Here is a 16,122-nt window from a genome sequence, read left to right as displayed (position 1 = left end):
ATAACGGATTGTAGGCAATCGGTTTCGCGAAGTTGAGCAAAGGTCGTACTCTCCCTGTCATCACAGGTCCCCCCGAACCTCTTGAGATGGTGATGAAGGACCCGAACAACACGCGGAACACGATGCCGCGCCGGGGCTCCCCGCTGTGGACGTACTTCGTGGTGGTCACCGTGCTCGGCGCGGTGGCCCTCGCCGCGGCGGTGACCGGGCTGACCGGCGGCGCCGCGGACGCCCTGGTCGCCAGTCCGGTGCTGTGGATCCTGGCGGTGCTGATCGTCGCGGGCGAGCTGCGGCCGATCATCACGCCGGGCTCGACGGAGAACAGCGGGGCCAGCACGGCCACGACGTTCTCGTTCGCCGCGCTGCTCTACGTGGGACTGCCGGCCGCCGCCCTGCTGCGCGCGGCCGGGCTGGTCGTCTGCGGGATCCTGTGGGGAAGGGCCCCGCACCGCATCGCCTTCAACGTGGCCCAGTACTCGCTCAGCCTGGGCGGGGCCGCGCTGGTGCTGCACCAGTTCGGGGTGCGGCCGAACCCCCTGGACCCGTGGGTGCCCGACGGCCGGGACCTCCCGGTGATCGCGCTCGCCGGGGCCGTCTACTTCATCTGCAACGACACCCTCGTCGCCGCCGCCGTCGCGCTGCACGAGCGGATCTCCCTGGCCCGGGCGCTGCGCTGGGACCTGGGCTACCAGGTGCTCGTCCACCTGGCGCTGCTCGGGCTGGCCCCGATGATCGTGGTGGCGATGGACCGCTCGGGGGCGTTCCTGCTGCTGGTGGTGCTGCCGTTCATCGCGGTCTACCTCAACGCGTCGGTGTCGGTCCGCCGCGAGCACCAGGCGCTGCACGACGGGCTGACCGGCCTGCCCAACCGCAAGCTGCTGACCGTCCGCACCGAGGAGGCCCTGGCCGAGGTCCGCGCCGACGGCCCGCGCGGGTTCAAGCGGCGCGCCGCCGAGGACCGCCGCACCGGGCTGTTCCTGCTGGACCTGGACCGGTTCAAGGAGGTCAACGACACCCTCGGGCACGCCACCGGCGACCGTCTGCTCCAGATGGTCGCGCACCGCCTCACCCACAGCGTGCGGCCCGGCGACCTGGTGGCGCGGCTCGGCGGGGACGAGTTCGCGGTGCTGCTGCCCACCGTCCGCGACGAGGCCGCCGCCCGCGAGGTCGCCGCCCGGCTGCGCGCCGCGCTCTCCGAGCCGGTCCGGCTGGACGGGATGTCGTTCGACCTGGAGGCCAGCGTCGGGATCGCCCTGTGCCCCGACCACGCGCACGACTTCGACCTGCTGCTGCAACGCGCCGACGTCGCGATGTACCACGCCAAGGAGAGCCGCAACGGCGTCGAGGTGTACTCGCCCGACAAGGACCGCAACTCGCCGGCCCGGCTGTCCATGCTCGGCGACCTGCGCCGCGCCGTGGACCGCGGCGAGCTGGAGCTGTTCTACCAGCCCAAGATCGCCCTGCACGACGGCCAGCTGGTCGGCATGGAGGCCCTGCTGCGCTGGCGGCACCCCGAGCGGGGCCTGCTGGAGCCCGCCGAGTTCCTGTCGATCGCCGGGCAGAGCTACCTGATGCGCTCCATCACCCATCTGGTGGTGGACTCGGCCCTCGCCCAGACCGCCGCCTGGTGGCGCGAGGACCTCACCGTCCAGGTCGCCGTCAACGCCTCCGGCCGCGACCTGCTGGACGCCGGGCTGGTGGAGACCATCGAGAACGGCCTGAACGTCCACGGACTGCCCGCCGCCGCCCTGCAACTGGAGATCACCGAGCGGATCCTGATGAACGAGCCCGCCTACGCCTCCGACACCGTCGGCGCGCTGGCCGAGCTCGGCATCCCGCTCAGCCTCGACGACTTCGGCACCGGCTACACCTCGCTGGTGCGGCTGCGCCGGCTCCCGGTCGAGGAGATCAAGATCGATGCCTCGTTCGTGCGCCGGCTGGCCGCCTCACCCGACGACGCGGTCCTGGTCCGCTCCATCGTGGACCTGGTCCGCACCCTCGGGATGCGTTCGGTCGCCGAGTGCGTGGAGGACCCGGCCACCGCCCGCGCGCTCCGCGAGATCGGCTGCGACGCCGCCCAGGGCTGGCACTTCGGCCGCCCCATGGACGCCGCGACCGCGACCGACTGGCTCCGCCGCCGCATGGAACGGGCCCCCGAACCCGCCGCCTAGGGCGTTTCTGATGAATCTTGAGCGGTCCCGGCGGGCGGCACTGCCGTGACCGGCGTGACAGCGGATCCGCGAGAGGCGACCCGCAGCGCTGTCACGTGACCTGCGGGATGATCTTGGTGATCCATCAGAAGCGCCTTAGGCCGTGTTTCGAAACGGACCTCGGTCACGCGCGCGAGCGCGTTATCTGACCTGCGGGCCCGATGCCGGAGGCGAGGGTCCGCAGGTCAGATCGCGAAGCGATGTCGCGCTCGCCAAGACCTGGTGAGGTGCGAGCCCCCGGGCGAGCGCCGTGGGCCAGGGCTTTTGAAACACGGCTAGTAACGCGGGCGGCGGGCCGGGGGCTCCTCGTAGTACTCCTCGCGGACCGCCGCCGGGGGAGCGGCCGTCCGGCGCCGCGCCGACGCGATCCGCGCGACCCCGATCACCAGCCCGATCAGCCCGCCGACCATCAGGATGAACCCGACCACCCGGATGTCGAGCCCGCTGATGTCGAACTCGACCGCGTAGGCCAGGATCGCCCCGATGATGATCAGCGCGATGCTGCCGCCGATGGTCACGGCATTCTCCTCTCGTCCAAGGACGTACGAGAGGACACTTCCCTGTGAGGGGCCCCGAAACGGACTATTTGCCGACCGTCCCCTGACCCGCGCGTTACGATCGCTCGTCATGGGTTTCATCAACCAGCTCCGTGTCGCGGTCATCGTGCTCGGCATTCCGGCGATCCTGCTCTTCTTCGCGATGACGATGGAGGGCATCGAAACCGACGGCGGCACCTATCGGCTGGAGAACCTGGCCCAGGTCATCGCGGGCGGCTTCCTCGTGCTGTCGAGTGCGGTGCTCGTCGCCGGGGCGCTGGCCGGGCACAAGGCGACACCGAAGCAGCCGCCGTACCCGCCGGGGCCGTTCCCCGGTGCGGGGGCGATGCCGCAGCCGGGGCAGCCGCAGCCGTTCGCCGCGCCGCAGCCGGGGCAGCCGCAGCCGTTCCCGCAGCCCCCGCCCCAGCAGCAGCCGCCGCGGCAGGGCTGAGGGCGGGCCACCGGGGATCTTGCCTGCGTAAATCCGGTCGGCCCCGGGCCCGGCGGCCAATAGGATGGCGGAGAACCCAATCTCTCTGCAGGAACGGTTTCCACATGTCCGCGATCACCCGTGACGAGGTCGCGCACCTCGCCCGGCTGTCCCGGCTGGCGCTCGGCGACGATGAGCTCGATCATCTCGCCGCCCAGCTCGATCAGATCATCTCCGCGGTCGCGCGGGTGCAGGAGGTCGCGGCGGAGGACATCCCGCCGACGTCCCACGCGCTGCCGCTGACCAACGTCTACCGGTCCGACGAGAACCGGCCCTCGCTCACGCCCGAGCAGGCCCTGTCCGGTGCTCCGGCCGCCGAGGACCAGCGGTTCCGCGTCCCCCGGATCCTGGGCGAGGAGGCCTGAGCATGAGTGATCTGATCCACCGGAGCGCCGCCGAGCTGGGCGCGCTGATCGCCTCCGGCGAGACCTCCGCCGTCGAGGTCGCGCGGGCCCACCTGGAGCGGATCGCCGCCGTGGACGGCGAGATCCACGCGTTCCTGCACGTGGACGACGAGACCGTCCTCGCCCAGGCCCGCGCGGTCGACGAGCGCCGCGCCGCCGGCGAGGAGCTCGGGCCGCTGGCGGGCGTGCCGATCGCGCACAAGGACGTGTTCACCACGGCCGACATGCCGACCACCGCCGGTTCGAGGATCCTGGAGGGCTGGCGGCCGCCGTACGACGCGACCGTCACCGCCCGCCTGCGCCGGGCCGGGCTGGTGATCCTCGGCAAGACCAACATGGACGAGTTCGCCATGGGGTCCTCGACCGAGAACAGCGCCTACGGCCCCACCCGCAACCCGTGGGACCGGACCCGCATCCCCGGCGGCTCCTCCGGCGGCTCCTCGGCCGCCGTGGCCGCCTACCAGGCCCCGCTGTCCACCGGCACCGACACCGGCGGCTCCATCCGGCAGCCCGCCGCCGTCACCGGCATCGTCGGCATGAAGCCGACCTACGGCGGCGCCTCCCGCTACGGCATGATCGCGTTCGCGTCGTCGCTGGACACGCCGGGCCCGTTCGCCCGCAACGTGCTGGACGCGGCGCTGCTCCAGGAGGCGTTCTCCGGGCACGACCCGATGGACTCCACCTCCATCGACCAGCCGGTCCCGCCGGTCGTCGAGGCCGCCCGCCGCGCCGACGTGGCCGGGATGACCGTCGGCGTCGTCAAGGAGTTCGGCGGCGAGGGCTACCAGCCGGGCGTCCTGGCGCGCTTCAACGAGGCCGTCGAGCTGCTGGAGTCGCTGGGCGCGAAGGTCGTCGAGGTCTCCTGCCCGAACTTCTCCTACGCCCTGCCGGCCTACTACCTGATCGCGCCGTCGGAGTGCTCGTCGAACCTGGCGCGCTTCGACGCCATGCGGTACGGCCTGCGCGTCGGCGACGACGGCACCCGCAGCGCCGAGGAGGTCATGGCCCTGACCCGCGCCGAGGGCTTCGGCGACGAGGTCAAGCGCCGCATCATGCTGGGCACCTACGCCCTGTCGTCGGGCTACTACGACGCCTACTACGGCAAGGCCCAGCAGGTCCGCACGCTGATCGCGCGCGACTTCGAGGCCGCGTTCGAGCGCGTCGACGTGCTGGTCTCGCCGACCACGCCGACCACCGCGTTCCCGATCGGTGAGCGCGCCGACGACCCGATGGCGATGTACCTGGCGGACCTGTGCACGATCCCGTCGAACCTGACGGGCAACGCGGCCATCTCCGTCCCGTGCGGACTGGCAGACGAGGACGGTCTGCCGGTCGGACTGCAGATCATGGCCCCGGTCCTCGGCGACGACCGCGCGTACCGCGTCGGCGCCGCCGTCGAGAAGGCCCTGGAAGACCGCTGGGGCGGCCCGCTGCTGGCCAAGGCCCCGAAGCTGGAGGCGGACAGGTGAGCACGACCGTCATGAAGTACGAAGAGGCGCTCGCCAGGTTCGAGCCGGTGCTCGGCATCGAGACGCACATCGAGCTGGGCACCAGGTCGAAGATGTTCTGCGGGTGTCCCACCGCGTTCGGCGCCGAGCCCAACACCCAGGTCTGCCCGGTCTGCCTCGGCCTGCCCGGCTCGCTGCCGGTCACCAACAAGGCCGCGATCGAGGGCATCATCAAGATCGGCCTGGCGCTGAACTGCGACATCGTCGAGTGGTGCCGGTTCGCCCGGAAGAACTACTTCTATCCGGACATGCCGAAGAACTACCAGATCTCGCAGTACGACGAGCCGCTGTGCGTCGACGGTCACCTGGACGTCGAGGTGGACGGCACGACGTTCCGGATCGAGATCGAGCGCGTCCACATGGAGGAGGACACCGGCAAGTCCCTGCACGTGGGCGGCGCGACCGGCCGCATCCACGGCGCGGACCACTCGCTGGTGGACTACAACCGCGCGGGCATCCCGCTCGTGGAGATCGTCACCAAGCCGATCACCGCGACCGGCGAGAAGGCCCCGCTCGTCGCCAAGGCGTACGCGACCGAGCTGCGCGAGCTGGTGCGCTCCCTGGGCGTGTCCGAGGTGCGCATGGAGCACGGCTCGATGCGCTGCGACGTCAACGTCTCCCTCATGCCGCGCGGCGCCTCCGAGTGGGGCACCCGCACCGAGACCAAGAACGTCAACTCCCTGCGCTCGGTCGAGCGCGCCGTCCGCTCCGAGATCGAGCGGCAGGCGGCCGTCCTCGACGCCGGCGGCAAGATCGTCCAGGAGACCCGCCACTTCCACGAGGACAGCGGCACCACGACGTCCGGCCGGTCCAAGGAGGAGGCGCAGGACTACCGCTACTTCCCCGAGCCGGACCTGGTGCCGATGGCCCCGTCCCGCGAGTGGGTCGAGGAGCTGCGCGCCTCCCTGCCCGAGCTCCCGGCGGCCCGCCGCAGGCGCGTCCAGGGGGAGTGGGGCCTGTCCGACCTGGAACTGCGCGACGTGGTCAACGCCGGGGCCCTCGACCTGATCGAGGAGACCGTCCGCGCGGGCACCGACCCGGGCGCCGCCCGCAAGTGGTGGATGAACGAGCTGTCCCGCCGCGCCACCGAGCAGAACGTCGAGCTGGCCGACCTGGCCATCACGCCGCAGCAGGTGGCCCGCATCCAGGCGATGGTGGACGCGAAGGAGCTGAACGACAAGCTCGCCCGCAAGGTGTTCGAGGGCGTCCTCGCCGGCGAGGGCACCCCGGACGAGGTCGTGGCCGCCCGCGGCCTGAAGGTCGTCTCCGACGACGGCGCCCTGGCCGCGATCATCGACCAGGTGATCGCCGACAACGCCGACGTGGCCGACAAGGTCCGCGGCGGCAAGGTGGCCGCCGCCGGCGCCCTGGTCGGCGCGGTGATGAAGGCCAGCCGGGGCCAGGCCGACGCGGGCCGCGCCCGCGAACTGATCCTGGAGAAGCTGGGCGTCTCCTGACGCACGGCCCACGATGCGACGGGCCGGGACCGCCGGAACGAGGCGGCTCCCGGCCCGTCTCGTCTGGGCGGGGACCGCGCCGCGTCAGCCGGAGCCCGGCAGCGGCCGGACCGTGAGGATCTGCTGCGCGTACCCGACGGGCCCGGCGACGTCGTGCAGGACGGTGCTGGTGACGCCCTGACCCGTGCCCCCGAACACGACGGTGGTGTCCAGCCCGGTCCAGCGGCCTTCGGGCTGGCGGTACAGGTGGACGGTCAGATCGACGTTGGGGAACATCCAGACGGTGGGCGGCTGACGCACGGCGATGCCGTTGGCGGTGTCGACGAGCGCGACGTAGGACGCTAGCGGGCCGCTGGTCTCCCCGGCGACGAGGGAGAGCCCGGTGGAGACCCAGGCGGTCGTGCGGCCGGGCCGCGGCGGGCCGACCGGGCGGACGTCCAGGGAGGCGATGTACCCGCCGGGCCACACCGAGGTCAGCGGCCACGGGTCGAGTCCCTCGGGCGGCGGGAGCCGGTCGGGGGCGCCGCCCGCGACCGCGCCGGTGTCCACGGCCGCCAGGGCCCAGGCGCGCGCCCGGACCGCCGGGCGTCCGCCGATGAGCACGGTGGCCTCGACCAGCTCGATGGTGCGGCCGGGCCGGACCGTCCGCACGTCGATCTCGCACTCGTCGAGGGCGAGCCGCCCCAGGATGTCGAAGCCGACGCGGCCGAGGAGCAGGCCGGTGTCCGGGCGGGCGGCCAGGTGCCGCTCGATAGCGTGCACGACGAGACCACCCAGCGGGCTGAAGTGCTGCTCGCCCGGATCCCAGGCGCCGCCGGCGTGGGCGGTGGGCTTGTAGCGGTGCTCGTCGACGCGCTCGTAGTAGCCGTCGGGAGCCGGTGCGCTTGCGTTCAACGGAGGTCTCTCCTGGAGCGGCGGGGTTCAGAGGACGTTGACCAGAACGACGTAGACGGCGGTGCCGATCCCGACGCTCCAGATCGTGCGGCGGCCGAAGGCGAGATGGACGCCCGCGGTGACGGCGACCGCGAGCAGGGCGTACGGCATCGCGCGGGGCCCGGCGGCCGGTTCGGTGGCGGCGCCGTGCAGCGTGGTCGCGGCCAGGATCACCAGGATGCCCACCGGCATCCACACCGACAGCCGCCGCACGGTCGCCGAGGCGCCCAGCGCGCGCAGCACCGCGAAGGGAACGGCGCGCAGGGCCAGCGTGATCGTGAAGACGATCGCCAGGACGGCCACGAGGTAGGGGGTGTCAGGCACCGGCGGCCTCCCGGGCGGTGAGCGCGTCGCGGGCCGGCAGCAGCACCACGAACCCCAGCAGCGCGGTCAGCATGGCCGCGCCCGGGGTGAGCAGCAGGGCGCAGGTCACGCTCGCGACGGCCAGCAGCACCGAGGGGATCTGGCGACGGGAGCGGAAGGCGTCCAGGGCGAGCACGGTGAACAGCGCGCACAGGGCGAACTCCAGGCCCCTGACCGGCGCGGGCAGCGCGCTGCCGACGGCGACGCCGACCAGGCCGCCGCCGACCCGGTAGGCCTGGCAGGCGGCCTGCATCGCCAGCAGCCGGGACGCGGAGCGCTCGGCCTCGGGCAGCGCCGCGTTGACGTCATACGGCATTCGTCCAGGATGTCGCAGATCGCGCCACATATGGTTGCGAATATTGCTCGGCTGGCCGCATGTGGTGCAATCTTCTCCGCATGGACGCGATCGATCGCGCAATCATCGCCGAGCTGGAGCGGAACGGTCGGCTGACCAACGTCGAGCTGGCCCAGCGGGTGGGGCTCACCACCGGGCCGTGCCTGCGACGCGTCCAGCGGCTGGAGGCCGACGGCGTCATCCGCGGCTACCGGGCGGTCATCGACCCCGCCGCCGTGGGCCGGTCCTTCGAGGTCCTGCTGCACCTCACCCTCGACGCCCAGGACGCCGAGACCGTCCAGCGCTTCGAACGCACCCTGGCCGAGGCCGAGGAGGTCGTCGAGCTGCGGCGGCTGTTCGGCGACCCCGACTACTTCGCGCGCGTCGCCGTCGCTGACCTGGCCGCCTACGAGGCCTTCCTCAGCCGGCGCGTCATGACCATTCCCCGCATCAAGGGGATCACCTCGCACTTCACCATGAAGATCGTCAAGCCCACCGCGTAGCGGCCGTTCCCCGGCTACGGTGCGGGCATGTCGCTTGGGTCGTTGCCTCCGGGGCTGCCGCCGGGGCGGCTGGTCACCCCCTCTCCGGAGTTCGCCGACGAGCGGTGGGCCGACCGGCCCGTGCTGTGGGTGAGCGACGGGCCGGTGGTCGATTCCGGCGAGCTGTGGACACGGCTGTACGAGCAGCGGGAGGAGACCGGGCTGTATCCCCTGATGCTCGAAACCCTGCTCGGGACCCCGGAGCGGCCCTGGCACGCGGGGGAGCTCGGTCACGTTCCCGTGCGCGCGGTCGACGCTCTCGACGCGGGCGAGGTCCTGCGCCACTGGTGGGAGCCGTGGCCGGAGCCATGGCCGGGGCTCGCGGACGCGGGAGTCGAGCGGCGCGATCCCGACGCGGCCGCCCGGAAACTGGCCCGGCGGTTCGCCTCTGGGGACGACCGGCACCTCGGCCTGGTCCCCGTCGCCCGAGGGGCCGACGCCCTGGCCGAGTGCGGCTGGCGGGGGCGGCTGGGCCACGCCCACGATGCCGGACGGGTCGCGGCGGTCGTGCGGTCCTGGGAGGAACGCTTCGGAGCCCGCGTGGTCATGGCCGGGCCCGACACGCTCGACCTGTCCGTGGCCGCCCCGCCCCGGACGCTGGAGCACGCGCGGCGCGTCGCCGCCGAGCACCTGGCGTTCCGCCCGGACTACTTCGACCTCGACGACCTGGACCACTACGCCGAGGAGCTGGTGGACGACGCGTACTGGGCGTTCCTGTGGAACTGGTGGGACTGAATGTCGTACCTCCTGGTTACGGTGCCGGTATGTCCTTCGAGTCGCTGCCGTCCGATCTGCCGTCCGGGCGCCTGGTCGCCCCCGACCCGGAGTTCGTCCACGAGCGGTGGGCCGACCGGCCCGTGCTGTGGGTGAGCGACGAACCGCTGGTGGACGCCGGGGACCTCTGGGCGGACCTGTACGCCCGTCGGGAGAAGACCGGGCTGTACCCGCTGCTGCTCGACGGCCTGTACGGGGAGCCCACGCGGCCCTGGCACGACGGTGAGCTCGGCCATGTCCCGGCCGGGGCGATCGACGTGCTCGCCGCCGACGGGGTACTGCGCAGGTTCTGGGACGCGGTGACCGAGAACGAGCACGCCGCCCCGCTGAACGACCCCTGGCCGGGCCTGGCGGATCCGGGGATCGGGGTGTCCGACCCCGACGACGTGGCCGTGGAGCTGGCGGAGGGGCTGGCCATCGGGGTCGGCCGGTTCCTCGGGCTGGTGCCCGCCGGGCGCGGCGCCGACACCCTGAGCCTGGTCGGGTGGCACGGGCCGCTCAACCACACCGACCACACGCAGGAGATCTCGGCGATCGTGCGGTCCTGGGAGGACCGCTTCGGGGCCCGGGTGGTGAAGGTCGGGTTCGACACGCTCGACCTGTCCGTGGCCGCGCCGCCCCGGACGCCGGAGCACGCGCGGCACGTCGCCGCCGAGCACATGGCGTTCTGCCCCGACAACGTCTGGCAGGGCAGCGGGGACTTCGAGACCTACGCCGTCTCGCTCGTCGACGCCGAGCGCTGGCACTTCTGGTGGGACTAGCGCAGGGGGAACACCAGGATCCGGTCGTCGCCCCGGCGCGGTGAGCCGCGGCCGTCGCGGTTGCTGGTCGTGACCCACAGGGAGCCGTCGGGGGCGCGGACCGCGGTGCGCAGGCGGCCGTACTCCTCGGTGTGGTGCGCGATCGGGCGGCCCGCCCCGCCGTCCTTCACCGGGACCTGCCACAGGCGTTCGCCGCGCAGGCCCGCCGCCCACAGGGAGCCGCCCGCGTAGGCCAGGCCCGAGGGGGACGCCTCCTCGGTGGTCCAGGTCAGCAGGGGATTGACGAAGTCCTTGTCGTCGCCGACACCCTCGACCTCGGGCCAGCCGTAGTTCTTGCCCTTCTCGATGAGGTTGATCTCGTCGAAGCGGTCCTGGCCGAACTCGGTGGCGTACAGGCGTTTCGCCTCGTCCCAGGCCAGGCCCTGGACGTTGCGGTGCCCCCACGTCCACACCCGGTTGCCGAACGGGTTGCCCGGCGCGGCCTTGCCGTCGGGAGTCACGCGCAGGATCTTGCCGCCCAGGGAGTTCCGGTCCTGGGCCAGCTCGGTCCGGTACACCTCGCCCGTCGCGACGTAGAGCATCCCGTCGGGGCCGAACGCGATCCGTCCCCCGTTGTGGTTGGCCCCCTTGGGGATCCCCGTCACCACCTCCTGCAACGGACCGATCCTGTCGTCGTAACGGAACCGCATCACCCGGTTGTCGGCCGCGGCCGTGAAGTACACGTAGACCAGGCGGTCCCGGTCGAACCCCGGCGAGACCGCCACCCCCATCAGCCCGCCCTCGCCGCCGGGCCGCACGCCGGGAACGCCGCCGACGTCGGTGACCCGGCCCTGGGGCGTGATCCGCAGCAGGCGGGAGCTGTTCCGCTCGGTGACCAGGGCGTCCCCGCCGGGCAGGAACGCCACGCCCCACGGGACGTCCAGTCCCCGCGCCAGCTCGCGCGGCCGACCGGGGGAGGCCGCGCCGGTCCGGGCGGCGGGCGTCGTCGCGCCGGTCGCCGGGCCGGTCGCCGCGCCGGTCGTCGGCAGCGGGTCCGGGGTGCGCGCCCCGCCCGGGGGACCCGACGAGCAGGCCGTCAGCAGGGCCGCCGTCAGCGCCAACGCGGTGATCTTCCCCATGGCACGTCCTCCCGTTTCCCGGGTACTACGGATCCGGTGCCCGATTCGTTCCCCCGATCACGACAGCGGAACGACGATCACCCCGTCGTCGGACCGCGTGTCGGTCGTCAGCCACAGCGAGCGGCCGTCCGGCGACCGCGTCGCCGACCGGATCCGACCGAACCGTTCCGCGAAGTGCGGGAGCGCCTGCCCCACCCTCCCGTCCCGGACCGGCACCTGCCAGAGGCGCTGCCCGCGCAGCGCCGCCGCCCACAGCGACCCGTCCGCGTAGGCCAGCCCGGACGGTGACGCCTCGGCGGGCGCCCAGGTGAGCAGCGGGTTGGCGAAGTCCTCGTCGTCGCCCGTCCCCTCGACCTCGGGCCAGCCGTAGTTCTTCCCTTTCTCGATGAGGTTGATCTCGTCGAAGCGGTCCTGGCCGAACTCGGTGGCGTACAGGCGCTTCGCCTCGTCCCAGGCCAGGCCCTGGACGTTGCGGTGCCCCCAGCTCCACACCAGCGTCCCGAACGGGTTGCCCGGCGCGGCCTGGCCGTCGGGCGTCATCCGCAGGATCTTGCCGCCCAGCGACCCGCGGTCCTGCGCGTGCGAGGTGACCCCCGCGTCCCCCGTCGAGGCGTACAGCATCCCGTCCGGCCCGAACGCCAGCCGCCCCCCGTTGTGCCGCCCCGCCTTCGGGATCCCCTCGACCAGCACCTCCGGCCGCCCCAGGCCGCGGCCGTCGTAGCGGGCCCGCACGATGCGGTTGTCCGACCGGGCGCTGAGATACAGGTACACGCGGCGGTCCTCGGCGAACGACGGCGACACCGCGACCCCCAGCAACCCGGCCTCCCCCTGCGGGACCACGCCGGGCACCACCCCGACCTGCGACACCGTCCCCCGCGGCGTCACCCGCAGCAGCCGCGCGCTGTCGCGTTCGGTGACCAGGGCGTCCCCGTCCGGCAGGAACGCCAGCCCCCACGTGACCCTGAGCCCCCGCACCAGGTACCGGGGCGTCCCCGGACCGGCGGCCGCCCGCTCCGCCGGTGGAGCGGCCACCGCGCCCCCGCCGCCGGCCTCGGCGGAGCAGCCGCCGCCCACCATCACCACGGCCGCCGCGAGGGCCGTCACACGTCGCATGGGCTCATCAAGACACAGTGCGACGTCCACGCACAGCCGGAAAACGTCACAACGGCCATGTCCGGCCGCGCGCCGCGGGCTCACCCGCACGGCCCGTCACGTAACGTGACAGCGGTCGCGCGTTCGTCACGGCCCGGAGCCGGGGCGACACGTGTGGTCGCGATCACTCCGGTTCGCGCTTTGTCGCCGGGAGGACGCCCAGCCTCAATCGCTCCGTGACCTACGGAACGTACATTGAGCATCACGGTGATCCCGCACTGCAGCAACGTCGCTGACTTCCCGCCGGCGCAGCCGAAGTGCTCGCGGCGTCCCCGGCGCGTACCGGCGCGGGGGCACGATCCGGCAGGCACCGGGCGTTATCCAGGCGCCAGGTGGGGCTGAACGACCCATATCCGGGACGCGACGCGGCGTCCGCACGGGTGCCTTGTGCGCCCGGCAGGGCAGGGAGGGACGACGGCGCGATGAGCGGCGAGAACGGCAGGCGGCTGCCGCGACGGGCGGTACCCGTCGCCCTGGTCGCGGTCGTCGGGGTGCTCTATGCCGTCGGGTCGCTGCTGAGCTGGGGCGGGACCGCCTACATCGCCTGGGCCGAGGCCATCGCCGCCGGAACCGCGGCCGCCTCGCTCCTGCTGGCCGCCCGCCGCCCGAGCACGCCGCCACCCGACGCGGGCCCCGCGCCCGAACCGGAACCGGACGGCGAACCCGCCGTCGAACCCGAGACCGCGCCCCCCGAGAACGCGCCCGGCACGCTGTGGCGCGCCGCCTGGCGCTGGTTCGGCGTCGCCGCGTGCTGCTGGTTCGCCGGGGCCGTCGTGTCGGCGGTCACCGCGACCGTGCAGAGCCGCAGCGCGCTGACCCTGTCGGTGGCCGACCTGTTCTACCTGGCCGCCATGGGCGCGCTGGTCACCGGGCTGGTCGTGCCGGTCCGGCCGCCCCGCGACGCCGGGACCTGGCTGCGGTACGCCGCCGACACCTACGTCTGCGCCGCCGCGCTGTTCGTGCTGGGCTGGGTGGCGCTGTTCACCGACCTGTACCACCGGTCGGGGGAGCGGGCCTCGGAGTTCCTGCTGGAGCTGCTGTACCCCGTCATCGACGTGGTGCTGGTGTGCGCGGCGCTGTCGTTCGTGCTCGGCGCGGCGCGCGGCCACCGCCGCACCGCCTGGATGGGGTACGGGGCGCTGGCGGCGTTCGCGGCGGCCGACGTCGTGACGACCGTGGTCCGCCTCGACGGCGGCGCGCCCGTCGACGACCCCTCCGACATCCTGCGCCTGGCCGGCCTGCTGCTGCTCCTGCTGGTGCCGTGGACCGAGCCGGGCGCCGGGTTCGAGGCCCGGCCCGGCGCCGAGCCCGCCGGGGAGGCCCCCGACGAGGGCGCCGAGGCGGACCGGGGCGGCCTGGTCGGCCCCGGCCTCGCGCCCGCCGCCGTCGCGGCCGCCGCCGCGCTGTTCGTCGCGGGCCACTCGCTGACCGGCTCGCACGGCCTGGAACCGGTGGTGTCGCTGGTCGCGGGCTCGGCGACGATCGTGCTGCTGGCGCGCCTGGCGGCCCTGCTGCGCGAGAACGAGGTGCTGCGACGCGCCGTCACCACCAGCGAGGACCACTTCCGCGCCCTGTCGGAGAGCATCAACGACGCGGTGCTGATCTGCGACCTGGACGCCGTCGTGCAGTACGCCAGCCAGGGCGCCCTGCGCACCTACCGCTACGCCGCCGACGAGCTGCTCGGCCGCCCGCTCGGCGAGATCATCCACCCGGAGGACCTGCCGCGCGTGCGGGAGGCGTTCGCCGGGTTCCTGGAGGACCGCGACGGCCCCGACGAGATCCCCGACGGGACGCTGCGCGTGTCGTGCCGGGTGCGCGCCGCCGACGGCACCTGGCTGCCGACCGAGTCGACCGTGTCGCGCTACAGCGGCGCGGGCGACGCCCCCGGCCGCCTGCTGGTCACCACCCGGGACCTGTCGGAGCAGGCCGCCCTGCAACGCCAGGTCGCCCACCTGACCTTCCACGACGGCCTCACCGGCCTGCCCAACCGCGCCTACTTCGAGGAGCGCACCCGCGAGGTGCTGTCCCGCAAGCACAACGGGTTCCAGGTCGCGGTCGTGTTCGTGGACCTCGACGGGTTCACCGCCGTCAACGACTCGGCCGGGCACGCCGCCGGGGACCAGGTCCTCGCGCAGGCCGCGCGGCGGCTGCGCGCGACCGTGCAGGCCGACGACACCGTGGCGCGCTGGGGCGGCGACGAGTTCGCCGTGCTGGTGCAGCTTCCCGCCGACCCCGGCCACCCCACCCAGACGGCCGTCGAGCTCGCCGAACGCCTGCTGCGGGTACTGTCGGCCGACCCCTACCGGGTCGGCACCAAGCACATCGCCCTCACCGCCAGCGTCGGCATCGCGTTCCTCGGTGACGAGTCCCCCGACGGGACCCAGCGCGGCCCGTCCGGGGAACGCCGCCTGCGCCGCAGCGCCGCCGAGCTGATCCGCAACGGCGACCTCGCCATGGCACGCGCCAAGGAGCTCGGCGGCGGCCGGGTCGAGGTGTTCGCCCCGCACATGCACGCCGACGTCGTCCGCCGCCTCGAACTCGGCAGCGACCTGCAACGGGCGCTCGTCGAGGAGCAGTTCGCGGTGGAGTTCCAGCCGGTGGTGGAGCTGGCGACCTCGCGCGTCACCGGCGTGGAGGCGCTGGTGCGGTGGTGCCGCGACGACGAGGCCGTCCCGCCCGAGCAGTTCATCGGCCCGGCCGAGGAGTCCGGCCTGATGATCCCGCTGGGCGACTGGGTGCTGCGCCAGGCGTGCCGGGAGGTGGCGCGCTGGCGGCGCGAGTCCTGGGAGGTCGGCCTGTCGGTGAACTTCACCGCCCGGCAGATCGCCGCGCCGCGCTTCGTGGAGTCGGTCGCCGCCGCGCTGGAGGAGACCGGGCTGCCGCCGGAGGCCCTCACGCTGGAGGTGCGCGAGGAGGTCCTGGTCGAGGACGGCGGCCACAACGTGGAACGCCTGTCGGCCCTGCGCGACCTGGGCGTCCGCCTGGCGATCGACGACTTCGGCACCGGCTACGCCTCGCTGGCCTACCTCGGGCAGCTCCCGGTGGACATCATCAAGATCGACCCGTCGTTCGTGGCGGGCCTCGGCCGCGACGAGACCCTCACCCTGCTCACCCGCACCATCGTGCGGCTCGGCCGCGACCTCGGCCTGACCGTCGTCGCCGAGGGCATCGAACGCCCCGAGCAGCTGGAGCTGCTGCGCGAGATGGAGTGCCCGCGCGGCCAGGGCTACCTGGTGGCCCGGCCGATGGCGGCGGGCCGGATCGAGTCGCTGGTGCGCACCGGACCGGGCTCGGGAAGTGCGGAAACACCCCTGGAGGGAACCGCGCTGCCCGCCCTGTAGTCTCAGAACGTGGTCTCACATGGCGAGACAAAGTGTCCAGGGATTTGACCAGTCGGCCCCGCGTGGGCGAGAGTGGGCATCGTGCAGAGCAGTTCCATCATCCTCGTAGTACTTGGTCGGCGCGCAGGCTGACCAGGTTCTTCGTCCTGCGCGCTACCCTCGACCGCCATCGGAGGCGGCGGGGGTTTTTTGTTGGCCG

Annotated in this window: 15 protein-coding genes; 9 read left to right on the top strand and 6 right to left on the bottom strand. The window is 73.3% G+C overall.

What is annotated here, in order from left to right; genetic code table 11:
• The first annotated feature begins 86 nt into the window (after nucleotides 1–86).
• Nucleotides 87–2,171 carry a putative bifunctional diguanylate cyclase/phosphodiesterase gene (locus AKI01S_RS18065; protein WP_083999775.1) on the top strand — a complete coding sequence of 695 codons (2,085 nt, stop codon included), beginning with the start codon at nucleotides 87–89 and terminating at the stop codon, nucleotides 2,169–2,171.
• A 314-nt stretch (nucleotides 2,172–2,485) separates the two neighbouring features.
• On the opposite strand, the gene AKI01S_RS18060 is transcribed toward AKI01S_RS18065, so the two are convergent.
• Nucleotides 2,486–2,728, bottom strand: coding sequence for a DUF6458 family protein (locus tag AKI01S_RS18060; protein WP_067818716.1), 243 nt, complete (start codon nucleotides 2,726–2,728; stop codon nucleotides 2,486–2,488).
• A 109-nt stretch (nucleotides 2,729–2,837) separates the two neighbouring features.
• On the opposite strand from AKI01S_RS18060, the gene AKI01S_RS18055 reads away from it, so the two are divergent.
• From AKI01S_RS18055 to gatB, 4 genes are all read left to right on the top strand, one after another.
• Entirely contained in the window at nucleotides 2,838–3,197 is a 360-nt protein-coding gene (locus tag AKI01S_RS18055; protein WP_067818713.1) for a hypothetical protein, read from the top strand.
• Between the two features lie 104 nt (nucleotides 3,198–3,301).
• Nucleotides 3,302–3,601 carry an Asp-tRNA(Asn)/Glu-tRNA(Gln) amidotransferase subunit GatC gene (gatC, locus tag AKI01S_RS18050; protein WP_067818710.1) on the top strand — a complete coding sequence of 100 codons (300 nt, stop codon included), beginning with the start codon at nucleotides 3,302–3,304 and terminating at the stop codon, nucleotides 3,599–3,601.
• 2 nt (nucleotides 3,602–3,603) lie between these two features.
• The gene (gatA, locus tag AKI01S_RS18045; RefSeq protein WP_067818707.1) at nucleotides 3,604–5,109 is read left to right on the top strand and encodes an Asp-tRNA(Asn)/Glu-tRNA(Gln) amidotransferase subunit GatA; all 1,506 of its coding nucleotides are present in this window, start codon (nucleotides 3,604–3,606) and stop codon (nucleotides 5,107–5,109) included.
• Between the two features lie 11 nt (nucleotides 5,110–5,120).
• Nucleotides 5,121–6,605, top strand: coding sequence for an Asp-tRNA(Asn)/Glu-tRNA(Gln) amidotransferase subunit GatB (gene gatB, locus AKI01S_RS18040; RefSeq protein ID WP_067818792.1), 1,485 nt, complete (start codon nucleotides 5,121–5,123; stop codon nucleotides 6,603–6,605).
• 84 nt (nucleotides 6,606–6,689) lie between these two features.
• On the opposite strand, the gene AKI01S_RS18035 is transcribed toward gatB, so the two are convergent.
• From AKI01S_RS18035 to AKI01S_RS18025, 3 genes are read right to left on the bottom strand one after another with little or no spacing between them, the layout of a single operon-like run.
• Nucleotides 6,690–7,499: a thioesterase family protein gene (locus AKI01S_RS18035; RefSeq protein WP_067818704.1), complete on the bottom strand. Its 810-nt coding sequence runs from the start codon at nucleotides 7,497–7,499 to the stop codon at nucleotides 6,690–6,692.
• Nucleotides 7,500–7,526: 27 nt separating this feature from the next.
• Entirely contained in the window at nucleotides 7,527–7,862 is a 336-nt protein-coding gene (locus tag AKI01S_RS18030) for a branched-chain amino acid transporter permease (RefSeq protein ID WP_067818701.1), read from the bottom strand.
• Entirely contained in the window at nucleotides 7,855–8,217 is a 363-nt protein-coding gene (locus tag AKI01S_RS18025; RefSeq protein WP_218009715.1) for an ABC transporter permease family protein, read from the bottom strand. The genes AKI01S_RS18030 and AKI01S_RS18025 overlap by 8 nt, the downstream gene beginning before the upstream one ends.
• 80 nt (nucleotides 8,218–8,297) lie before the next feature.
• On the opposite strand from AKI01S_RS18025, the gene AKI01S_RS18020 reads away from it, so the two are divergent.
• From AKI01S_RS18020 to AKI01S_RS18010, 3 genes are read left to right on the top strand one after another with little or no spacing between them, the layout of a single operon-like run.
• On the top strand, nucleotides 8,298–8,738 hold the full coding sequence (locus tag AKI01S_RS18020) for an Lrp/AsnC family transcriptional regulator (protein ID WP_067818698.1): 441 nt from the start codon (nucleotides 8,298–8,300) through the stop codon (nucleotides 8,736–8,738).
• A gap of 27 nt (nucleotides 8,739–8,765) precedes the next feature.
• On the top strand, nucleotides 8,766–9,512 hold the full coding sequence (locus AKI01S_RS18015) for a DUF4253 domain-containing protein (RefSeq protein ID WP_067818696.1): 747 nt from the start codon (nucleotides 8,766–8,768) through the stop codon (nucleotides 9,510–9,512).
• 29 nt (nucleotides 9,513–9,541) lie between these two features.
• Complete coding sequence (locus AKI01S_RS18010) at nucleotides 9,542–10,312, top strand: DUF4253 domain-containing protein (RefSeq protein WP_083999773.1); 771 nt, start codon at nucleotides 9,542–9,544, stop codon at nucleotides 10,310–10,312.
• Here the strand turns inward: AKI01S_RS18010 and AKI01S_RS18005 are convergent.
• Complete coding sequence (locus tag AKI01S_RS18005; protein WP_067818694.1) at nucleotides 10,309–11,430, bottom strand: PQQ-dependent sugar dehydrogenase; 1,122 nt, start codon at nucleotides 11,428–11,430, stop codon at nucleotides 10,309–10,311. The two genes, AKI01S_RS18010 and AKI01S_RS18005, sit on opposite strands and share 4 nt — an antisense overlap.
• Nucleotides 11,431–11,487: 57 nt before the next feature.
• Nucleotides 11,488–12,543 (bottom strand): PQQ-dependent sugar dehydrogenase, encoded by a 1,056-nt coding sequence (locus tag AKI01S_RS18000; RefSeq protein ID WP_067818691.1) that lies wholly within the window; start codon nucleotides 12,541–12,543, stop codon nucleotides 11,488–11,490.
• Between the two features lie 461 nt (nucleotides 12,544–13,004).
• Here AKI01S_RS18000 and AKI01S_RS17995 point away from each other — a divergent pair, with 461 nt between their 5' ends.
• Nucleotides 13,005–15,923, top strand: a complete 2,919-nt coding sequence (locus AKI01S_RS17995) for an EAL domain-containing protein (protein ID WP_067818688.1) — start codon at nucleotides 13,005–13,007, stop codon at nucleotides 15,921–15,923.
• Nucleotides 15,924–16,122: the final 199 nt, after the last annotated feature.

Source organism: Actinomadura kijaniata NBRC 14229, from assembly GCF_001552175.1.
Classification (GTDB): domain Bacteria; phylum Actinomycetota; class Actinomycetes; order Streptosporangiales; family Streptosporangiaceae; genus Spirillospora; species Spirillospora kijaniata.
Note: the sequence above shows the minus strand (reverse complement) of the source record. Positions and strands in the feature narration are given on the sequence as shown.

Excerpts from the sequence above, each read along its gene's own strand:
- AKI01S_RS18065 (WP_083999775.1), top strand. The coding sequence starts at position 87 with ATGGTGATGAAGGACCCGAACAACACGCGGAACACGATGCCGCGCCGG.
- AKI01S_RS18055 (WP_067818713.1), top strand. The coding sequence starts at position 2,838 with ATGGGTTTCATCAACCAGCTCCGTGTCGCGGTCATCGTGCTCGGCATT.
- gatC (WP_067818710.1), top strand. The coding sequence starts at position 3,302 with ATGTCCGCGATCACCCGTGACGAGGTCGCGCACCTCGCCCGGCTGTCC.
- gatA (WP_067818707.1), top strand. The coding sequence starts at position 3,604 with ATGAGTGATCTGATCCACCGGAGCGCCGCCGAGCTGGGCGCGCTGATC.
- gatB (WP_067818792.1), top strand. The coding sequence starts at position 5,121 with ATGAAGTACGAAGAGGCGCTCGCCAGGTTCGAGCCGGTGCTCGGCATC.
- AKI01S_RS18025 (WP_218009715.1), bottom strand. The coding sequence starts at position 8,217 with ATGCCGTATGACGTCAACGCGGCGCTGCCCGAGGCCGAGCGCTCCGCG.
- AKI01S_RS18020 (WP_067818698.1), top strand. The coding sequence starts at position 8,298 with ATGGACGCGATCGATCGCGCAATCATCGCCGAGCTGGAGCGGAACGGT.
- AKI01S_RS18015 (WP_067818696.1), top strand. The coding sequence starts at position 8,766 with ATGTCGCTTGGGTCGTTGCCTCCGGGGCTGCCGCCGGGGCGGCTGGTC.
- AKI01S_RS18010 (WP_083999773.1), top strand. The coding sequence starts at position 9,542 with ATGTCCTTCGAGTCGCTGCCGTCCGATCTGCCGTCCGGGCGCCTGGTC.
- AKI01S_RS18005 (WP_067818694.1), bottom strand. The coding sequence starts at position 11,430 with ATGGGGAAGATCACCGCGTTGGCGCTGACGGCGGCCCTGCTGACGGCC.
- AKI01S_RS18000 (WP_067818691.1), bottom strand. The coding sequence starts at position 12,543 with ATGCGACGTGTGACGGCCCTCGCGGCGGCCGTGGTGATGGTGGGCGGC.
- AKI01S_RS17995 (WP_067818688.1), top strand. The coding sequence starts at position 13,005 with ATGAGCGGCGAGAACGGCAGGCGGCTGCCGCGACGGGCGGTACCCGTC.